Genomic DNA, 17,986 nt, shown 5'->3' on the forward strand with positions numbered 1-17,986 from the left:
TCGCTTGGGCGTGTCACGTTGCCAGGGGTGATCGGACGTCCGAATTGTCAACCCCGTCGGCATTGCCGTTTGGTCACGGTGCCCTCGCTCGTGACGTGCGTCTCAGACGTCACGGTCCAGCTTGCTTGCCGGGGTTACCCGTCAGTAATACTCTGGACCTACCCGCGAGTAGGGAGCCAACGATGGGTCACTACAGGCCTAATGTCCGCGACCTGGAGTTCAACCTCTTCGAGGTGTTCCGGGTGCAAGACAACGTCCCGACGTCCGAGGAGACCCCGGACGAGGAGACGATGCGCGGAATCCTGCACGAGCTGTCCGCGCTGTGCGCCGGCCCGCTGGCCGACTCGTTCGCCGAGGCCGACCGCACCCCGCCGGTGTTCGATCCGGCGACCCACTCGGTGGCCCTGCCGGAGACCGTGAAGAAGGCCTACAGGGCGCTCTGGGACGGCGACTGGTGGCGCCTGTCGGTGCCCGCCGAGCTCGGCGGCTACGGCATCCCGGCCACAGTGCAGTGGGGCGCCGCCGAGATGGTGCTGGGCGCCAACGCGCCGGTCTTCCTCTACCTGGCCGGCCCCAACTTCGCCTCCGTGGTGCACCGCAACGGCACCGATGAGCAGAAGCGCTGGGCGCAGCTCATGATCGACCGGGGCTGGGGCGCCACCATGGTGCTCACCGAGCCGGACGCCGGCTCGGACGTCGGCGCCGGCCGCACCAAGGCCATCCGTCAGGACGACGGCACCTGGCACATCGACGGGGTGAAGCGGTTCATCACCTCGGGCGACCACGACCTGACCGAGAACATCATGCACCTGGTGCTGGCCCGCCCCGAGGGCGCCGGACCCGGCACCAAGGGGCTGTCGCTGTTCCTGGTGCCCAAGTTCCACTTCGACGGCGAGACCGGCGAGCCGGGCGAGCGCAACGGCGCCTTCGTGACCAACGTCGAGCACAAGATGGGCCTGAAGGCGTCGGCCACCTGTGAGGTCAGCTTCGGCCAGCACGGGGTGCCAGCGGTCGGCTGGCTGCTGGGCGAGGTGCACGACGGCATCGCGCAGATGTTCGAGGTCATCGAGCACGCCCGGATGCTGGTCGGCACCAAGGCCATCGGCACGCTGTCCACCGGCTACCTGAATGCGCTGGAGTACGCCAAGGAGCGGGTGCAGGGCGCCGACCTGCCCCGGATGATGGACAAGACCGCGGCCCGGGTGACCATCACGCACCACCCGGACGTCCGGCGCATCCTGATGCTGCAGAAGGCGTACGCCGAGGGCCTGCGCGCGGTCTACCTGTACACCTCCACCTTCCAGGACCAGATCCGGGCGGGCGGTGAAGGCGCGGAGTTCGCCTCGCGGGTGAACGACCTGCTGCTGCCGATCGTCAAGGGCGTCGGCTCGGAGCGGGCCTACGAGATGCTCACGCTGTCCCTGCAGACCCTCGGCGGGTCCGGCTACCTGCAGGACTACCCGATCGAGCAGTACATCCGGGACGCCAAGATCGACAGCCTGTACGAGGGCACCACGGCCATCCAGTCCCTGGACTTCTTCTTCCGGAAGATCGTCAAGGACCAGGGCGGGGCGGTCGGCTTCGTGGCCGGCGAGATCCAGAAGTTCCTGGACTCGGAGTCCGGCAACGGCCGCCTCAAGCAGGAGCGGGAGCTGCTGCGCACCGCGCTGGAGGACACCCAGGCGATGCTCGGCTCGCTGATCGAGTACCTCACCGGAGCGGCCAGCGAGGCCACCGAGGTGTACAAGGTCGGCCAGCACAGCGTCCGGCTGCTGATGAGCGTGGGCGACCTGCTGATCGGCTGGCTGCTGCTGCGCCAGGCCGAGGTGGCCCAGACGGCGCTGGACGCCGGCGCGAGCGCGAAGGACGTGCCGTTCTACCAGGGCAAGATCGGGGTCGCCCGGTTCTTCGCCAGCACGGTGCTGCCCGAGCTGACCGCCCGCCGCGCCATCGTGGCCAACGCCGACAACGCCCTCATGGAGCTGGACGAAGCCGCGTTCTGATCCCGCGCGAGGGACGCCGCACAACCGCGGGGTGTGCGGCGTCCTCTCGCGACAGGTGCTCAGCCGCCGCCGAGATGGACGTGAAGGCCGTTCAGCTCTTGCTATAACATCCCTCTCGTCCATTTCGTCGAAACGGCCTCGCGCGGGTGCCGGATCGGTCAGGCTGGGCGCGTGCTGGATGGGCCGTTCCGGGGCAGCGAGGCGATCAGGCGCGGGGCGCTCACCCGGGCACGGCTGCGCGGGCGCCGGTTTCGGCGGGTGTTCCCCGACGTATACGTGCCCACCGACTGGCCGGATGACCTGCGCACTCGTTCACTGGCCGGGTATTTGCTGGTGCGCGGGCAGGGTGGTGTGTTGGCGGGCTACTCGGCGGCCCTGTTGTGCGGCGTCGACTGCGCGCCGCGTGGCGCGCCGGCCGAGGTGTTGATCACCGGCGATGCGCGGGCGCACCCCGGGCTTCGGGTATCTCGCGGCCGAGTGGATGACCTGGACCTTGCGGTTGTCCACAGTTGTCGCATGACTCGACCGGTGCGCACCGCCTGGGACCTGGCCCGCCGGCTGCCGCTGCTGGAAGCGGTCGTCGCCGTGGACGGGCTGGCTCGGCAGGGCCGCTTCGACCCCGCCGAGTTGCTTGCGCGCCGACGGGACGGGCCGGGCGCGCGCGGCTGCCGCCGGCTGGACGCGGTGGTCGACCTGGCCGACCCGCGCGCCGAGTCGCCGCCGGAGACCCGGCTGCGGGTGCTGGTTGTGCGGGCCGGCCTGCCGAAGCCCGAGGTGCAGTACGAGGTCCGGGACGAGTACGGCTTCACCCTGGCCCGGGCCGACCTGGCCTACCCGGATGCGCGGCTGGCGATCGAGTACGACGGCGCCGTCCATTTCGACCGGCTTCACAACCAGCGTGACCAGGACCGCGATGCGCGGTTGGCCAGCCACGGCTGGTTAACCCTCTGGGTGCGAGCCGACGGACTCGGCAAAGGCGCACTCAACACGGTGGCCCGGATCGCCCGCACCCTCGCGATCCGCCTGGCGGCCCGCTACGCCGGCATCGAGATGGACAGGGAGGCTGTTTTCGCTCTGCTATAATAACCCTGGTGTCCATCTCGCCGGGTTGGGCGGGTCTCGGCCGGGTCAGCCGGCGCCGACCATGAGGAGGGCGGGGATGGCCAGGACCAGGCCGACCCGTTGCAGGGGGGCGATCTTCTCGCCGTCCAGCCAGCGGGCCAGCAGCACGGTGGACGCCGGGTACATGCCCATCAGCGCGCCCATCACGGCCAGTTGGCCCTGCTGCACGGCGAGCAGGTAGAGCGCGTTCGCGGCGGCGTCCAGTGCGCCGCAGGCGGCGGCCAGGCGCCAGGCGCCGGCGTTGGGCCGCAGCGCACCGACGGTCAGCCCCCCGCCGCGCAGGGCGGCCAGCAGTACCAGGACGGCCAGCACCGTGCCGGTCATCCGGGCCACGGTGACCGGCCACAGGCCGCCCTCGGCCGGCGCCTGGGCGACCAGCGTGTAGAAGCCGCCGAAGCACACCCCGGACACCAGTGCCAGGGTGATCCCGGCCAGCGCGCCGCGCGTCGACCGCTCCGAAACGGGCTCCGGGGCGGTCATGCCGACCACCACGCCGGCCACCACGGCCAGCGCGATGCCCGCCCACGCCGTCGCCGAGGGGCGCTCCCCGAGCAGCGTGCCGACCAGCACGGGCAGCACCGACGAGGTCAGCGCGACCAGCGGCGCGACCACGTTCATCGGGCCGGCGGCCAGCGCGCGGTACAGCAGGGGGATGCCGGCGCCGCCGGCGGCGCCGGCCAGTGCGCCCCACAACAACGCCGCCGGTACGAGCGCCGAGGGCAGCGCGAACAGCACGGTCAGCAGTAGGATGAGGCCCGCTACCTGCGCCAACACGGCGACGACCACGGACGGCACCCGGCGCGCGGCGGATCCGCCGAGGAAATCCGCCACCCCGAAGGTCATCGCGGCCACCCCGGCCAGCACAATCGGCAACTCGAAACCCCTCAATCAGTACAATGAAGTGAAATAACCAGTTCATCATACCGACCGAGGCGAGCGAGTTTGACCGATCGCGATGTGAGCCCGGCCCCGTCCGAGGCCGGAGCCGATCACGCCCGGGTGAGCCACGCGGTGGCCACCAACCTGCGCACGCTGCGCGCCGCCCGGAGCTGGTCGCTGGACCGGCTGGCCCAGCGGTCCGGGGTGAGCAAGGGCGTACTGGTCGCCCTGGAGGCCGAGCGCGGCAACCCGAGCCTCACCACGCTCTGCCGGCTGGCCGACGCGTTCTCCGTGTCGCTGACCGACCTGGTCGAGGTGCACCGCAAGCCGGAGCTGCGGCACGCCACGCTGGACGAGGCGACCACGCTCTGGCGCGGGCCGAACGGCGGCAGCGGGAGGCTGATCCTGTCCACCGACCCGCCGGGCGCGGTGGAGCTGTGGTGGTGGCGGCTGGAACCCGGCGAGGCCCGGCACAGCGAGGCGCACGCCTCGGACACCCGGGAGGCGCTGTTGGTGATCGCGGGCGAGGTGACCGTGCATACCGACAACCGCACCCTCACCGCATCCGCCGGCGGAGCGCTCACCTGGCCCGGCGACAAGCCGCACGTCTACCGCAACGACACCGACCAACCCGCCGAGCTGGTCCTGATCGTCACCGTGCCCGAGTCTTCCGCACGCGCCTGACTGGACGCGTGCTCGGCAGCGCGTTCCGCGAGTTTCCCGCACGCGCCTAACTGGGCGCGTGCTCGGCAGCGCGTTCCGCGCAGTCAGGAGCCGGCGGCCAGGTACGAGTGCAGGTGCGCGCGCTCCTCCTCGAGCTCGCCGATGCGCGCCTTCACCAGGTCACCGATGCTGACGATGCCGATCAGCCGGCCGTCGACCACCACGGGCAGGTGGCGGATACGGCGCTCGGTCATGGTGCGCATCAGCGTGTCCACCGCGTCCTCGGGCACGCAGGTGACCACGTCGCGGCTCATGATGTCGGAGATCGGTGTGTTCAGCAGCTGGCCGCCGCGCCCGTAGACGCAGTGCACCACGTCCCGCTCGCTGACGATTCCGACGACGTCGTCGCCCGAGGTCACCACGGCCGCGCCGATATTGCGCCCGACCAGCACCGCCAGCAGCTCGGACACCGGGACATCCGGGCCGACGGTCACAACCTCGGCACCCTTGTTGCGCAAAACGTCGGAAATCCGGCTCATCTGCCACCTCGCTCAGTGAGTCGATCCAGTGCCCCTCCGACCCCAGAGTAGGTGACACGAGCCACAGTTATCTAGGTGGAGCACCCGCTTGATCAGCAGGGCCGCCGCAGACCACCTTGGGTGAGGGTTTGTACCGGACGGTTCGCGTGGTGCTCTTGGACTGCCCGGTGTCCAGGTTGCGCATGGTGCGGGTGTCAGTGGCGGTGAAGCCCTGGCCGCCGGCGCTGGGCGAGCAGTCCTTGCCCGCCGGCATGGTCAGCGTCGGCGGCGGCACCGGGTTGCTGCGCGGCGAGGGGGCCGAGGTCACCTCGTACTGCTTGGTGCCCCAGAACTTCACCGTGATGCTGGTCGGCGTCCACACGGTCTGCAGGTAGACGCCGTGCTCCAGGTCGTTGCGGAACTTGAGGTCGATCGCGCCCTCGTACACCGTGGCCTCGCGGGCCACCGGGTACCGGCTGATGTAGTAGCTGTGCTCCTTGTGCCCGGCGTCGGTCATGCCGGCGAAGTAGGCCGCGTTGTACAGCGTGGTGGCCAGCTGGGAGACGCCGCCGCCGATGCCCTTGGCCGGGTGGCCGTCCTCGATGATGCCGGCCGGCACGTAGCCCTGCGGAGCCTCCCGGGGGCCGGTGGCCTCGTTCAGGCTGAACGTCTCACCCGGCTTGATGATCTTGCCGTTGATCGTCTCGGCGGCGCGGCGGATGTTCACCCCGGAGTCCTGCGCGAAACCACCGGTGCTGAACGTGCTGACCAGGTCCTTGATGCCCAGCTCGCGCAGCTGCTCGGTGGTCAGCTTGGCCGGCTGCTCGGTGTAGATGGCGGTGACCTGGCGATCGGTGGGCTTGCGCAGGATGTCGGCGAGCCCGGCGAAGGTGGCCGGGTAGTCGATGCCCCGGCCGTCCTGGGAGGGCTGGACCTGCGGGGCGCCGCCGGCCAGGGCGATCGTGGCGTCCTTGGCCGGCTGCTCGGTGCGGGCCAGCTGCGGGCGCACCGCGTCGGCCAGCTTGAGCGCGTCGACGTTGGGTTTCAGGCCGCCCGCGCCGTCCGGCGAGAAGCTCAGCGCGCCGGCGATCGCGGCCGGCTGGATGGTCCCGACGACCTCCCGCCCGGTGCGGTCCGGGGTGCCCGGGTCGGTCGGGTCCGGCAGGGCCGGGTCCTCGGGGAAGGCCGGGTCGCGCAGGCCCGGGGGCGGGGCGGCCGGGCCGAGCTGCTCCCGGCCGAGCACCCGGACCGGAGCGGCCACCGCCGGCTTCGCCACCTCCGCGATGGCCCGCTGGATGGCCGCGTCGCTGACCCGCCCCGGCGGCGCCACCTCGCGCACCGGCAGCTGCACCGCCGCCCCCCTGGACCAGTCGCGCATCACCTGCGCGGCGGCGCCCGGGACGTCCAGCTCGGCGCCCGGCGTGGGTTGCACGGCGACCGGTTCCAGTCCCTCGAAACGCACCCCGCCGTCCACCGGCGGCTTGCGCACCAGGCCGGCGATGCCGTCCAGCGCGTCGTCCAGGGCCGTGCCGTCCGCACTGGTCAGCACCTCGTGGTCGGTGCCGCCGAAGAACGAGGAGAGCCGGGTGAACGGGTTCAGCGGCTGGTCGCCCACCGCCGCCACCGTGCCCGGCCAGTTCGCGGTGAGGCCGGCGGTCTTCGGGGAGAGCGTGGTGCGCACCACGCCGGCCTGGATCGGCACGTCCTTGCGCAGCGCCGGCTCCAACCGGGCGCGCAGGGTCCGCTCGGCGGCCGTGCGGTCCAGGCCGCCGATGTCCACGCCGGCAACCGTGACGCCCCGGGGCACGTCGCCGCTGGTGGCGAGCAGGTCGACCAGGTAGAGCAGGCCGAGGGCGGCGACCGCCGCGGCCGGCCAGATCCACCGGGGGCGGGGTTTACCGGGCGCGCGGCGCTTCCCCGGGCCGGGCAGGTTGGGCCGATCCACCGGCTGGGTGGCGCCGGCACCGGCCTGGGGGCCGCCGTTCTGGACGGCACCGGCCTGGGCGCCGATCTGCTCCGGGCTGGGCAGCGAGTGCTTCTTGGAACCGGGGAGGCTGGGCGGATCGTTCGCCGGACTCCGGTGCCGCCCGACGGGACGGATCACCTCGGTCGCCTGGTTGTCCCACTCGGACGGATCCGGCACTCGTTCGTCCCTCCCGCTGTGCTGCGCCTACAGGTAGAGCCCCGTGCCGTCCTCGCTCGGCTCGGCGGCCACCGCGTGCAGGTCGCGCTCCCGCATCACCAGGTACGCCCGTCCCTGCACTTCCACCTCAAACTGATCGTCGGGGCTGAACAGCACCTTGTTACCGACCTTGACCTGCCGGACGTGGTTGCCCACCCCGTACACCTCGCCCCAGACCAGGCGTTTTGCCATCTGCGCCGTGGCGGGAATGACGATGCCCGCGCTGCTGCGGCGTTCCCCCGCGCCCGGCTTGACCTGCACCATCACGCGGTCGTGCAGCATCTGGATCTCGAGTTTCGGGTCAGTTCCGTCCGACACCGTGTTGATGCTACGGACCTGCGGGTTTGCCGGGCGAGGAGGGGGAAAGAGAGAGCCCCGCGGGAGCCGTCAGGTCGGGGGTCCGACAGCGCCGCGGGGCTATCCATGTATTCGTCGGTGCTCCGAGCGGTGTTACAACGCTTGAGCATCTTTCCCGGGTTCACTCGTACGAGTTACCCAAGAAAACCGTTCGGCGGTGTAAAAGCCCAGGTCATCGCCTGTTTGGACTAGTCTTGGGTCAGCAGGTAACGGCCGAAGTGCGGGACCGTGAACGCGATGTGCCCGCGCTGGGCGGAGAAGACCAGGCCCTTCTTCATCAGGCTGTCCCGGGCCGGGGAGAGCGAGGACGGCTTGCGCGCCAGGTGCTCGGCCACCGTCGCGGTGCCCACCGGCTCGTCCCGCCCGCCGGCCAGCTCGGCCATCGCGCGCAGGTACTCCCGCTCGCCCGGGGTGGCCCGCTCGTAACGCGAGCCGAAGAAGCCGACCGCCAGCTCGGCGTCCGCCTCCGGCGCGGCGTGCCGGACGTCCTCCGCCGTGATGGGGCTGGTCGGCGCGGCGTCCCAGGCCGCCTTGCCGTACGCCTGCACGAAATAGGGGTAACCGCCGGAGCGGCGGTACAGCTCGTCCAGGGCGTCGGTGTCGAACTTGGCGTCCTCGTCGGCGGCCGGCACGGTGAGCGCCCGGTCCGCCTCGTCCCGGTTCAGCCGGTCGATGCGCAGGTAGCGGAACAGCCGCTCGGAGTACGACTTGGACGCGGACAGCACCGACGGCAGGTGCGGCAGCCCGGCGCCGACCACGACCAGCGGGGCGCGCGACTGGGACAGCTCGTGGCAGGCGGCGCACAGGGCGGACACGTCGTCCGGCTGGATGTCCTGCATCTCGTCGATCAGCACCGCGACGCCCGCGCCCACGTCCTTGGCCAGCTCGGCGACCTCGGCGAACAGCTCCACCAGGTCGATCTCCATGTCCCCGGAGTCGGCCCGGCCGGTGACCGTCGGCGCGTCGATGCCCGGCTGCCAGCGGTCCCGCAGCTTGGAGTCACTCGGCGCGGCCCGCAGCGCGAACGCCTTCAGCACGCCCAGCACGTGCTCCACCCGGTCCGGCGCACGATGCCTCACCGCGAGGTCGCGTACCGCCCGGTGCAGCGCGGCCGACAGCGGCCGGCGCAGCCCGGCGTCCGGCCGGGCCTCCACCTTGCCGGCGCCCCAACCGTGCCGCAGCGCCATCGAGCGCAGCTCGCCGAGCAGCACCGTCTTGCCGACCCCGCGCAGCCCGGTGAGCACCAGCGACCGCTCCGGCCGTCCCCTCGACACGCGCTCCAGCACGACGTCGAACGCGTCCAGCTCGCGGTCCCGGCCGGCCAGTTCGGGCGGCCGCTGGCCGGCGCCGGGCGCGAACGGGTTCCGTACCGGGTCCATAGCCATCGGACTGTATCCGGCCGTATAGGCGTGGCCGTAGATTTCGCTAGTTTCCGGTATGCGTGTCGCGCTTACCCGGTGAACGTGGCGCCGTCGAACCGGTCGGTCACGGTGAACTCCTCGACCGGGGCGCGCTTCAGCTTCGTGATCACCTTCTGGGGGTGGCCGAGGGCGAGCAGGCCGGCCAGCGCGAAACCCTCCGGGATGTCGAGCAGCTCGCGCACCTCGGGCTCACGCCGGGCCAGTACCGAGGTCAGCACGCCGCCGAGCCCCTCGTTGCGCGCGGCCAGCAGCAGGTTGTGGCCGAACGGATAAATCGACCCGCCGCCGATGAAACTCTGCCGGTCCAGGCCGTTGTCCACGCAGGCCAGCGTGCCGAGCTCGACCACGAGCAGGAGCAGCGCCGGGACGTGCTCCAGGTTGTCGCCGAACTCGTTGGGGGCCGGGGTGGCGCGCGCCTCCTCCAGGTCCACCGCCGGGCCGGGCCAGCGGCCGTGCTCGCGCGGCGCGAACGGCACCAGGCCGGCCCGCACGTGCGCCGTGTACTCCCGCCAGGACAGCTGGTAGAGCTCGCGGATCCGGCGCCGGATCTCCGGGTCCTTGAGGACGATCACTCGCCAGCCCTGGCGGTTGCCGCCGCTGGGCGCGAACCGGGCGTTGTCCAGCATCCGGTAAAGCGTCGCGTCGTCGATCGGTTGGTCGGTGAACGCCCGGGTGGCGGGCGTGGTGCGCATCGCGTCGTAAAGCTCCACGCCCGGATCATCCGCCGGTCGTTCCCCCGGCGCGCGCCGGGGACCGGTTTGTGTCGGCCCCTCCGGCTATGATGCGAACATCTGTTCGACAAGGAGGTTGCCGTGTGTGAGATGTGTGACGACCCGACCATGACTCCGAGGGAAGCGCTGGAGCGGACGTACCGGCGGGTGATGAACTACGGCTGGGCGATCGAGTACATCGAGCCGGAACGTGGTCGCCCACCCTGGGCGTACACCGTCGGGCTCACCGAGGCCGGCCTGCCGGAGCTGTTCCTCACCGGCATGGGGACGAAGGGCACCGCCCGGGTGCTCAACGGCTATGCGGGGCACCTGCTGCACGCCGAGCCGGCGGCCCCGGGCGACCAGTTCCGCCTGCGGGGCGGCCCGTTGGTGGAGATCGTCGAGCTGTCGAACCCGGATGCGCACCTGCTCACGGCGTGCACCTTCTACGGCGCCGAACGGGTCCGTGCGCTGCAGCTGGTCTGGGCGGACGACCGCCAGCGCCTGCCGTGGCACTCCGGATTCCACTGCCGCCGGGGCGGGCAGCCGGTGCTCGGGCTCCGCGCACCGGTGCGGCGGCGGGTGGACGGCGGTAGCCGTGTATTCATCTAGCTAGCGAATCCGCTAGAGAGGGCAATACTCCGCTCGACGGCGGCCGGCTCAGCCCTCGACCGCGCGCCGGGGGTACGGCGGTTCGCGCCGGGTGCGGTCGTCGTGGACCGTGCCGTCGATCACCTGTCCGTCGATCACCTGTCCGTCGACGACCGGGCCGCCGACCACCGTGCCGTCGACCACCGGACCGCTCTGGCGGATGCGCGCGGTGCGCAGCACCGGGGAGTGTCGCTCCGCCGCCCGCACCAGCCAGCGGCGGGCCAGGGCGCGGGTCGGCGGCAGCACCAGCAGCAGACCGAGGAGGTCGCTCACCACCCCCGGGATCAGGATGAGGATGCCGGCCAGGCCGATCAGGGCGCCGTCGGTCAGTTCGACGTGCGCCACCCGGCCGCCGCGCACGGCATCGGCCATGGCCAGCGCGGCCCGCGCACCCTCCCGGCGGACCAGCCACATGCCCACCACCGCGCTGGCCAGCAGCAGCAACAACGTGCCGGCCAGCCCCAACCAGTAGACCGCCATCACCAGGGCGGCCACTTCGATCACGGCGTAGAGCAGGAATACCGGCATGCGTGCCTCCTCGGACGGGCGTTCACCCGTTACAACGCATGAGCGGGCGTTCCTGCTCCCGAGCCGGCATACTGCCGGTATGGACGCGCCGAGCCGCACCATCCAGGTCAGCAGGGACAACCTCGTCTTCAACGTCACCGAGTCCGGCCCGCCGGACGGCGAACCGGTGCTGCTGCTGCACGGGTTCCCGCAGCACAGCGACAGCTGGAACGACATGGTCGGCCCGCTCAACGAGGCCGGCTACCGCACGCTGGCCATGGACCAGCGCGGCTACTCCCCGGGGGCCCGGCCGTCCGGCCGGCGGGCGTACCGGATATCCGAGCTGGTCGAGGATGCGGCGGCCGTGATCGACCAGGCCGCCGGCGGTCGCGCGCACGTGGTCGGCCACGACTGGGGTGCCGGGATCGCCTGGGTGCTGGCCAGCACCCACCCGGATCGGGTGCACACGCTGACCGCGCTGTCCGTGCCGCATGTGGGCGCGTTCCTGCGCGCCATGGTGACCAGCGTGCAGGGGCTCAAGTCGTTCTACATGTACCTGTTCCAGCTGCCCTGGCTGCCGGAGCTGGTGCTGCGCCGGTACGGGGTGTGGGGGCTGCTGCGCACCGGGCAGACCGAGGAACGCGCGCGCCGGGACATGGCCGCCCTCGCCGCGCCCGGCGCGCTCACCGCCGCACTGAACTACTACCGGGGCATGGTCTTCATGGACCCGCGCCGGGCCGACGCGCCGATCACCCGCCCCACCCTGTTCATCTGGAGCGACCGGGACAGCGCGATCGACCGGCGCGGCGCGGAGCGCACGGAACGCTACGTGCGCGGCCCCTACGAGTTCCACATCCTGCACGGGGTAAGCCACTGGATCCCCGAAGAGGCCCCCATCCGCACCGCCGAGCTGGTCATAGCCCACCAACGCAAACACCCCCACCCCTGATTCAGTCACTTCAGCAGGCTGATTCAGTCACTTTGGCACGCTGATTCAGTCGGTTTGGCACGCTGATTCAGTCGGTTTGGCAGGGTGATTCAGTCGGTTTGGCAGGGTGATTCAGTCGGTTTGGCAGGCTGATTCAGTCACTTTGGCACGCTGATTCAGTCACTTTGGCAGGGTGATTCAGTCACTCCAGCAGAGTGATTCGGTCGGTCTGGCCGGGCTTTCGGTCAGTAGGTGATCGCGCGGCCGGGGTCGGCGAGCAGCGCGCCGACGTCGGCGAGGAACCGCGAGCCCTGCTCGCCGTCCACCAGCCGGTGGTCGAAGGACAGCGCCAGCTGGCAGACGGTGCGCACCGCGAGCTGGCCGTCCACCACCCACGGCGCCTGCTTCACCGCGCCCAGCGCGAGGATCGCCGCCTCGCCCGGGGGGAGGATCGGAGTTCCGGTGTCCACCCCGAAAACGCCGACGTTGGTGATGCTCAGGGTGCCCCCGAGCATGTCCGCCGGCGGGGTCTTGCCGGCGCGCGCGGTGGCGGTGAGCTCGGCCAACGCCTCGGCCAGCTCGCGCAGCGACATTCCCTGCGCGTGACGGATCTTGGGCACCACAAGTCCGCGCGGGGTCGCCGCCGCGATGCCCAGGTGTACGTGGTCGTAGTAGACGATCTCCTGCGCGTCCTCGTCCCAATGCGCGTTGACGTCGGGAGTGCGCCGTGCGGCCAGGCAGACCGCCTTGGCCGCGAACACCAGCGGCGAGAGCTTCACGTCACGGAACTCCGCCGTGCCGCGCAGCCGGTCTCGCAGCTCCAGCATGGGTGTGACGTCAACGGTGAGGAACTCGGTCACGTGCGGCGCCGTGAACGCGCTGGAGACCATCGCGGCGGCGGTCGCCTTGCGCACGCCCCGGATCGGTTCCCGCCGTTCGCCGCCGCCCGGTGCCACCGGTCGCACAGGGGTGTCCACGGCGCCGTTCGTGCCGCCGGCCGGGGTCGCGCCGGCGTTCAGGTCGTCCCGGGTGATCGAGCCGCCCGGGCCGGAACCGGCGAGCGTGCTCAGGTCCACGCCCAGATCCTTGGCCAGCTTGCGCACCGGGGGTTTGGCTAGCGGCCGGGCGCTCGGGGCGGGGGCGTCGGATGTGGCCGGGGCGGGAGCCTCGGGGGTGGCCGGCGCGGCCGCTTGGGGTGTGCCGGGAGCGTCGACTCGGTGTGCTGAGACCGTCGACTCGGTGTGCTGAGACTGTCGACTCGGTGTGCTGGGAGCGTCGACTCGCGGGGATTTGCGGGCGCGGCGCTGGACGGTGCCGGGGCGGGGGCCGTAGCCGACCAGGGTGGCGATGCGGCCGTCCGCGCCGGCTTCGCCGATCTTGGCGCCGGTCGGTTCCCCGGCGGCTGGCTCCCCGGCGGCTGGTTCCGCGCCGGTGGGCTGTGCGCCGGCTGGTTCCGCGCTGGTCGGTTCGGCGGCGGGTTTCGAGGTGGCCGGGTTCTCGGTGGGAGGCGCCGGGGTGGGGGCTTCGGCGGTGGCTGGGTCGCCGATGGCGATGATCGGGGAACCGACGTTCACCGTGTCGCCGGGTGAGGCGAGCAGTTCGAGGACCGTGCCGGCGTAGGGGGAGGGCAGCTCCACCGCCGCCTTGGCCGTCTCGATCTCCACGATGACCTGGTTGACGGTGACCGTGTCACCCACCGCGACCTGCCAGGACAGGATCTCCGCCTCGGTCAGCCCCTCGCCGACGTCGGGCAGGTTGAAGATCTCTCGACTCACCGCGTTCACCAGGCCAGCGAGCGGTCGACGGCGTCCAGCACCCGGTCCAGGTCGGGCAGGTACTCCTCCTCGCACTTGGAGGGCGGGTACGGGGTGTCGAACCCGGTCACCCGGAGCACCGGCGCCTCCAGCGAGTAGAAGCAGTCCTGTTGCACGCGCGCGGCCACCTCGGCGGTCACCGACGACTCGGACGGCGCCTCGGACACCACCACCAGCCGCCCCGTCCGGCGCACCGACTCGCACACCGGCGCCAGGTCCAGCGGGGACAGCGTGCGCAGGTCGATCACGTCCAGCTCCCGGCCCTCGGAAGCTGCGGCGGTGGCCGCGTCCAGGCAGGTGCGGGCCATCGGGCCGTAGCCGGCCAGGGTGAGCACGGCTCCCGGCGCCGAGCGAAGCACCCGCGAGGTGAACAACGGCGGGGGCGTCGCGGAAAGGTCCAGCGAAGCCTTCTCCCAGTACCGCCGCTTCGGCTCGAAGAAGAGCACCGGGTCGTCGCACTCGATGGCCTGCTGGATCATCCAGAAGGCGTCCACCGGGTTGCCGCAGGCCACCACCTTCAGCCCGGCGACATGGGCGAACAGCGACTCGGGGGACTCCGAGTGGTGTTCCACCGCGCCGATCCCGCCACCGAACGGGATGCGCACGACCACCGGCATCGGCACCCGCCCCTGCGAGCGGAACCGCAGCTTGGCCAGCTGGGAAACGATCTGGTCGAACCCGGGGAACACGAACCCGTCGAACTGGATCTCACACACCGGCCGGTAGCCGCGGATCGCCAGCCCGACCGCCGTACCGATGATGCCCGACTCGGCCAGCGGCGTGTCCAACACGCGCTGCTCGCCGAAGTCCTTCTGCAGTCCGTCGGTGATCCGGAAGACGCCGCCCAGCTTGCCGACGTCCTCGCCCATCACCAGCACTTTCGGGTCGCGCTCCATCGCCGCGCGTAACCCGTTGTTGAGGGCCTTCGCCATCGTGATCGTGGCCGACATGACGCTCCTCCTAGCACGGCCGCTTGTGGCGGCGCCCTGACCAGGGCGGCGACCCCCGGCCGGGTAAGGCCGGTTCGCCACCGCTGGGCCTCATCCTGACACGACCCCGCGCCGAACGCTCATCCCCGTTTCTCCCGCCAGGCTCGCTCGAAGGGCAGGCGCCAGGCGTTCGGGGCGATGAGCTGGTGGATGGCATTCGGGCCCCAGGTACCGGGCGGGTAGTTCTTGACCGGCGGTGGGTCGTCGAGCAGTGGGGTGGAGCGTTCCCAGAGTGACTCGATGCCCTCGGCGGTGGTGAACAGGGTGTGGTCGCCGCGCATGGCGTCCAGGATGAGGCGTTCGTAGGCTTCCAGGACGTCGCCGGCCTGGTCGGTTTCCTGGGTGGAGAACTGCATCGACAGTTTCTCCAGCCGCATTCCGGGGCCGGGGCGTTTCCCGTAGAACGACAGCGACACCCGGGACGCGTCGGCCAGGTCGAAGGTCAGGTGGTCGGGGCCCTGCTGGCCGACGCCGGAGCCGGCGGGGAACATGGTGCGCGGGGCCTCTTTGAACGCGATCGAGATGATGCGCATCCCCTCGGCCATCTTCTTGCCGGTGCGCAGGTAGAACGGGACGCCCGCCCAGCGCCAGTTGTCGATGCCGACCTTCAGCGCAATGAACGTCTCGGTGTCGGAGTCGCGCGCGACTCCTTCCTCCTCGCGGTAGCCGCCGTACTGGCCCCGCACCACGTCGTTGCTCCGGATCGGCAGCATCGAGCGGAAGACCTTGTTCTTCTCCTCGCTGATCGCGCGCGGCTCCAGCGCGGTTGGCGGCTCCATCGCGACGAATGCCATGACCTGCATCAGGTGGGTGACCACCATGTCCTTGTATGCGCCGGTGGCCTCGTAGAAGTTCGCCCGCTGGTCGAGGCCGAGGGTCTCCGGAATGTCGATCTGCACGTGGTCGATGAAGTTGCGGTTCCAGATCGGTTCGAACAGGCCGTTGGCGAACCGGAACGCCAGAATGTTCTGCGCCGCCTCCTTGCCGAGGAAGTGGTCGATGCGAAAGATCTGTGACTCGTCGAAGGTCTCGTGCACGAAGTCGTTGAGCCGCACGGCGCTGGCGAGATCCTCGCCGAACGGCTTCTCCATCACCACCCGCGCGTTGTGGACCAGCCCGGCGTCCCGCAGCATCGTGACCACCGACTGGGCGGCCTTGGGCGGTACCGACAGGTAGTGCAGCCGGCGGGCCTCCGGACCGAGCAGCGCCTCGGCCTCGGCGACGGCCTTGGTCAGACCCTCCGGACCGGCGCTCTGGGGGACGTAGGTGAGCCGGTCGTCGAACTGCGCGCGGGCCTCCTCGCTCATCGCGTGGGTCCCGAAGCTCGCGACCGCGGACTGGGTGAGCCGGCGGAACTGCTCGGTGCTCAGCTCGTCCATCGCCGTGCCGATGATCCGGACGTCCGGCGCGAAACTCGACTGCTGGAGATACGCCAAACCGGGCAACAGCTTGCGTTTGGCGAGGTCACCTGTTGCGCCGAACAGCACGATGACGTGCGGGGCGAGCGAATCCAGACCTTGCCTGGCCGCACGGGCGCCGGGCGACGGGTAGGCGATCGTCTGCGGGCGGGGCTCGGTCACGCTTGCTCCTACTGACGACGCTGGCTACTCGAAGGAGGCGTGGTAGGCGAGGAAGTCGTCGCGCTGCGCGTCCACCACGGGGGACGGCTCGGCGTAGACCTCGGAGAACATCCGCTCCGGGCCGGGTTGCGGCATCGCGACACAGTATGCCCGGAACCGGGCGGCCAACTCGTCCGACTCGGCGGCCACGGAGTCGAAGAAGTCCTGGCCCACCTCGTGCTCGCGGACCAGGTTGACCCGCACCCGCTCGATCGGGTCCTTCAGCTTCCACAGCTCCAGCTCGTCGGCCAGCCGGTAGCGGGACGGGTCGTCGGACGTGGTGTGCGCGTCCATCCGGTAGGTGAACGCCTCGATCAGCACCGGGCCGTTGCCGGTGCGGCATTCCTCCAGCGCCCACCGGGTCACGGCCAGCGTGGCCAGCACGTCGTTGCCGTCCACCCGGATGCCGGGGAAGCCGTAGCCCCGCGCGCGCTGGTACAGCGGAACCCGGGTCTGCCGCTCCAGCGGTTCGGAGATCGCCCACTGGTTGTTCTGGCAGAAGAACACCACCGGCGCGTCCCACACCGCCGACCAGACGAAGCCCTCGTGCACGTCGCCCTGCGAGGTGGCGCCGTCACCGAAGAAGCAGATGGTGGCCTGGCCGTCCTCCGCCGAGCCGACCTTGCCGTCGAACTTCTGGCCCATGGCGTAGCCGGTGGCGTTCAGCACCTGGTTGCCGATGACGATGGTGTACAGGTGGAAGCCGGTCTCGGCCGGGTCCCAGGAGCCGTGGTCGGTGCCCCGGAAGATGCCGAGCAGCTCGGTCGGGTCGATGCCCCGGCACCAGGCCACGCCGTGCTCCCGGTAGCTGGGGAAAGCCATGTCGGTCGGCCGCAGCGCCCGCCCGGCGCCGACCTGCGCGGCCTCCTGGCCGAGCAGCGGCACCCAGATGCCCAGCTGGCCCTGCCGCTGCAGCGCGTTGGCCTCCCGGTCCACCCGGCGCACCAGCACCATGTCCCGGTAGAGGCCCTGCAGCGCGGCCGCGTCGATGTCTTCCAGGTATGCGTCCAGCTTGGGCCGGTGCAGCCGCTCGCCCTCCGGCGTGAGCGCCTGGACCAGGTCCTCGCCGCCCTCCACGGTGGCCCGCAGGCCGGCGATCACCTGCTCGGGCGTGGGCTCCGGTTCGTGGAAGCCGGGTTGGGAAATACCGGAAACTCCGGGCATGTCGGTCTACCTCCGGTGACGTTTCCCCGGACCACTTGTGGTGGCCCGGGGCACTCGGCAATCACGGCGCCACCGGCCGGGCAGCCCGGGTAAGGGTGTGGCCGGTGTGTCGACGTTGACGCGCCGCCGGACATCGTCGCATGCCGGCGGCGCGACCGCTCAGTGCTCCGGCTTGTACGGCTTCGGCTCGTAGGGCTTGGGCTGCTGCTGGTACGGCTGGGTGCCGTAGTTGTGGCCGCCGGTGTCGCCGCCGAAGCCGCCGGCGTTGGCCACGCTGCGCTTCACCGACTCGATCTGGCCCCGGTACTTGCCCTTGGTCTGCTTGTCGGCGAACGCGGCGGCCTTGTTGGTCAGGTCGCGGGCCTTCTCCGGGTTGTTGCGCGCGAACCGGCGCGCGGCCTCGGCGGCGGCGCCCAGCACCGCCAGCTTGCGGAACATTCCTGCCATGGCGAATCCCCT

At 71.1% G+C, this 17,986-nt stretch carries 17 protein-coding genes; 5 read left to right on the top strand and 12 right to left on the bottom strand.

From position 1 onward, the window contains the following. Window positions 1–182: 182 nt before the first annotated feature. A complete protein-coding gene (locus ABEB12_RS01280; protein ID WP_185058538.1) occupies window positions 183–2,003 on the top strand; it encodes an acyl-CoA dehydrogenase C-terminal domain-containing protein in 1,821 nt (606 codons plus the stop codon). 171 nt (window positions 2,004–2,174) lie between these two features. Continuing rightward, the gene (locus ABEB12_RS01285; RefSeq protein ID WP_185058539.1) at window positions 2,175–3,086 is read left to right on the top strand and encodes a DUF559 domain-containing protein; all 912 of its coding nucleotides are present in this window, start codon (window positions 2,175–2,177) and stop codon (window positions 3,084–3,086) included. Window positions 3,087–3,131: 45 nt separating this feature from the next. On the opposite strand, the gene ABEB12_RS01290 is transcribed toward ABEB12_RS01285, so the two are convergent. Continuing rightward, the gene (locus ABEB12_RS01290; protein ID WP_345702528.1) at window positions 3,132–3,989 is read right to left on the bottom strand and encodes an EamA family transporter; all 858 of its coding nucleotides are present in this window, start codon (window positions 3,987–3,989) and stop codon (window positions 3,132–3,134) included. Between the two features lie 78 nt (window positions 3,990–4,067). Here ABEB12_RS01290 and ABEB12_RS01295 point away from each other — a divergent pair, with 78 nt between their 5' ends. After that, complete coding sequence (locus tag ABEB12_RS01295) at window positions 4,068–4,688, top strand: cupin domain-containing protein (protein WP_221497523.1); 621 nt, start codon at window positions 4,068–4,070, stop codon at window positions 4,686–4,688. A gap of 83 nt (window positions 4,689–4,771) precedes the next feature. Here the strand turns inward: ABEB12_RS01295 and ABEB12_RS01300 are convergent, their stop codons facing one another. The 5 genes from ABEB12_RS01300 to ABEB12_RS01320 form a co-directional block, all read right to left on the bottom strand. After that, window positions 4,772–5,206, bottom strand: coding sequence for a CBS domain-containing protein (locus ABEB12_RS01300; RefSeq protein WP_185058541.1), 435 nt, complete (start codon window positions 5,204–5,206; stop codon window positions 4,772–4,774). A gap of 67 nt (window positions 5,207–5,273) precedes the next feature. After that, entirely contained in the window at window positions 5,274–7,328 is a 2,055-nt protein-coding gene (locus ABEB12_RS01305) for a VanW family protein (protein WP_185058542.1), read from the bottom strand. A gap of 27 nt (window positions 7,329–7,355) precedes the next feature. Then, complete coding sequence (locus tag ABEB12_RS01310; protein ID WP_185061051.1) at window positions 7,356–7,649, bottom strand: co-chaperone GroES; 294 nt, start codon at window positions 7,647–7,649, stop codon at window positions 7,356–7,358. 263 nt (window positions 7,650–7,912) lie between these two features. Beyond that, window positions 7,913–9,103, bottom strand: coding sequence for an AAA family ATPase (locus tag ABEB12_RS01315; protein WP_185058543.1), 1,191 nt, complete (start codon window positions 9,101–9,103; stop codon window positions 7,913–7,915). A 71-nt stretch (window positions 9,104–9,174) separates the two neighbouring features. Further along, on the bottom strand, window positions 9,175–9,855 hold the full coding sequence (locus ABEB12_RS01320; RefSeq protein ID WP_185058544.1) for a nitroreductase family protein: 681 nt from the start codon (window positions 9,853–9,855) through the stop codon (window positions 9,175–9,177). Window positions 9,856–9,966: 111 nt separating this feature from the next. Here ABEB12_RS01320 and ABEB12_RS01325 point away from each other — a divergent pair, with 111 nt between their 5' ends. After that, window positions 9,967–10,467: a DUF4262 domain-containing protein gene (locus ABEB12_RS01325; RefSeq protein ID WP_345702529.1), complete on the top strand. Its 501-nt coding sequence runs from the start codon at window positions 9,967–9,969 to the stop codon at window positions 10,465–10,467. 48 nt (window positions 10,468–10,515) lie between these two features. On the opposite strand, the gene ABEB12_RS01330 is transcribed toward ABEB12_RS01325, so the two are convergent. Further along, a complete protein-coding gene (locus ABEB12_RS01330) occupies window positions 10,516–11,034 on the bottom strand; it encodes an FxsA family protein (protein WP_185058546.1) in 519 nt (172 codons plus the stop codon). A gap of 79 nt (window positions 11,035–11,113) precedes the next feature. On the opposite strand from ABEB12_RS01330, the gene ABEB12_RS01335 reads away from it, so the two are divergent. Further along, window positions 11,114–11,962 carry an alpha/beta fold hydrolase gene (locus tag ABEB12_RS01335; RefSeq protein ID WP_185058547.1) on the top strand — a complete coding sequence of 283 codons (849 nt, stop codon included), beginning with the start codon at window positions 11,114–11,116 and terminating at the stop codon, window positions 11,960–11,962. A gap of 224 nt (window positions 11,963–12,186) precedes the next feature. On the opposite strand, the gene ABEB12_RS01340 is transcribed toward ABEB12_RS01335, so the two are convergent. The 5 genes from ABEB12_RS01340 to ABEB12_RS01360 all read right to left on the bottom strand — a co-directional run bounded on the left by ABEB12_RS01340 (window position 12,187) and on the right by ABEB12_RS01360 (window position 17,974). Next, on the bottom strand, window positions 12,187–13,725 hold the full coding sequence (locus tag ABEB12_RS01340; protein ID WP_185058548.1) for a 2-oxo acid dehydrogenase subunit E2: 1,539 nt from the start codon (window positions 13,723–13,725) through the stop codon (window positions 12,187–12,189). Next, a complete protein-coding gene (locus ABEB12_RS01345; RefSeq protein ID WP_185058549.1) occupies window positions 13,722–14,705 on the bottom strand; it encodes a transketolase C-terminal domain-containing protein in 984 nt (327 codons plus the stop codon). The genes ABEB12_RS01340 and ABEB12_RS01345 overlap by 4 nt, the downstream gene beginning before the upstream one ends. Before the next feature lie 119 nt (window positions 14,706–14,824). Next, window positions 14,825–16,324, bottom strand: a complete 1,500-nt coding sequence (gene zwf / locus ABEB12_RS01350) for a glucose-6-phosphate dehydrogenase (RefSeq protein ID WP_185058550.1) — start codon at window positions 16,322–16,324, stop codon at window positions 14,825–14,827. Window positions 16,325–16,348: 24 nt separating this feature from the next. After that, window positions 16,349–17,527, bottom strand: a complete 1,179-nt coding sequence (gene pdhA / locus ABEB12_RS01355) for a pyruvate dehydrogenase (acetyl-transferring) E1 component subunit alpha (RefSeq protein ID WP_185058551.1) — start codon at window positions 17,525–17,527, stop codon at window positions 16,349–16,351. 159 nt (window positions 17,528–17,686) lie between these two features. Beyond that, window positions 17,687–17,974, bottom strand: a complete 288-nt coding sequence (locus tag ABEB12_RS01360) for an Rv0909 family putative TA system antitoxin (protein ID WP_185058552.1) — start codon at window positions 17,972–17,974, stop codon at window positions 17,687–17,689. Between the last annotated feature and the right edge of the window lie 12 nt (window positions 17,975–17,986).

The sequence above is a fragment of the Actinospineispora eucalypti genome (assembly GCF_039543365.1).
Lineage (GTDB): Bacteria > Actinomycetota > Actinomycetes > Mycobacteriales > Pseudonocardiaceae > Pseudonocardia > Pseudonocardia eucalypti.

Coding starts and splice junctions, on each gene's coding strand:
- ABEB12_RS01300 (WP_185058541.1), bottom strand. CDS start 5,206: ATGAGCCGGATTTCCGACGTTTTGCGCAACAAGGGTGCCGAGGTTGTG.
- ABEB12_RS01345 (WP_185058549.1), bottom strand. CDS start 14,705: ATGTCGGCCACGATCACGATGGCGAAGGCCCTCAACAACGGGTTACGC.
- ABEB12_RS01280 (WP_185058538.1), top strand. CDS start 183: ATGGGTCACTACAGGCCTAATGTCCGCGACCTGGAGTTCAACCTCTTC.
- ABEB12_RS01360 (WP_185058552.1), bottom strand. CDS start 17,974: ATGGCAGGAATGTTCCGCAAGCTGGCGGTGCTGGGCGCCGCCGCCGAG.
- ABEB12_RS01325 (WP_345702529.1), top strand. CDS start 9,967: ATGTGTGACGACCCGACCATGACTCCGAGGGAAGCGCTGGAGCGGACG.
- pdhA (WP_185058551.1), bottom strand. CDS start 17,527: ATGCCCGGAGTTTCCGGTATTTCCCAACCCGGCTTCCACGAACCGGAG.
- ABEB12_RS01330 (WP_185058546.1), bottom strand. CDS start 11,034: ATGCCGGTATTCCTGCTCTACGCCGTGATCGAAGTGGCCGCCCTGGTG.
- ABEB12_RS01335 (WP_185058547.1), top strand. CDS start 11,114: ATGGACGCGCCGAGCCGCACCATCCAGGTCAGCAGGGACAACCTCGTC.
- ABEB12_RS01315 (WP_185058543.1), bottom strand. CDS start 9,103: ATGGACCCGGTACGGAACCCGTTCGCGCCCGGCGCCGGCCAGCGGCCG.
- ABEB12_RS01310 (WP_185061051.1), bottom strand. CDS start 7,649: ATGCTGCACGACCGCGTGATGGTGCAGGTCAAGCCGGGCGCGGGGGAA.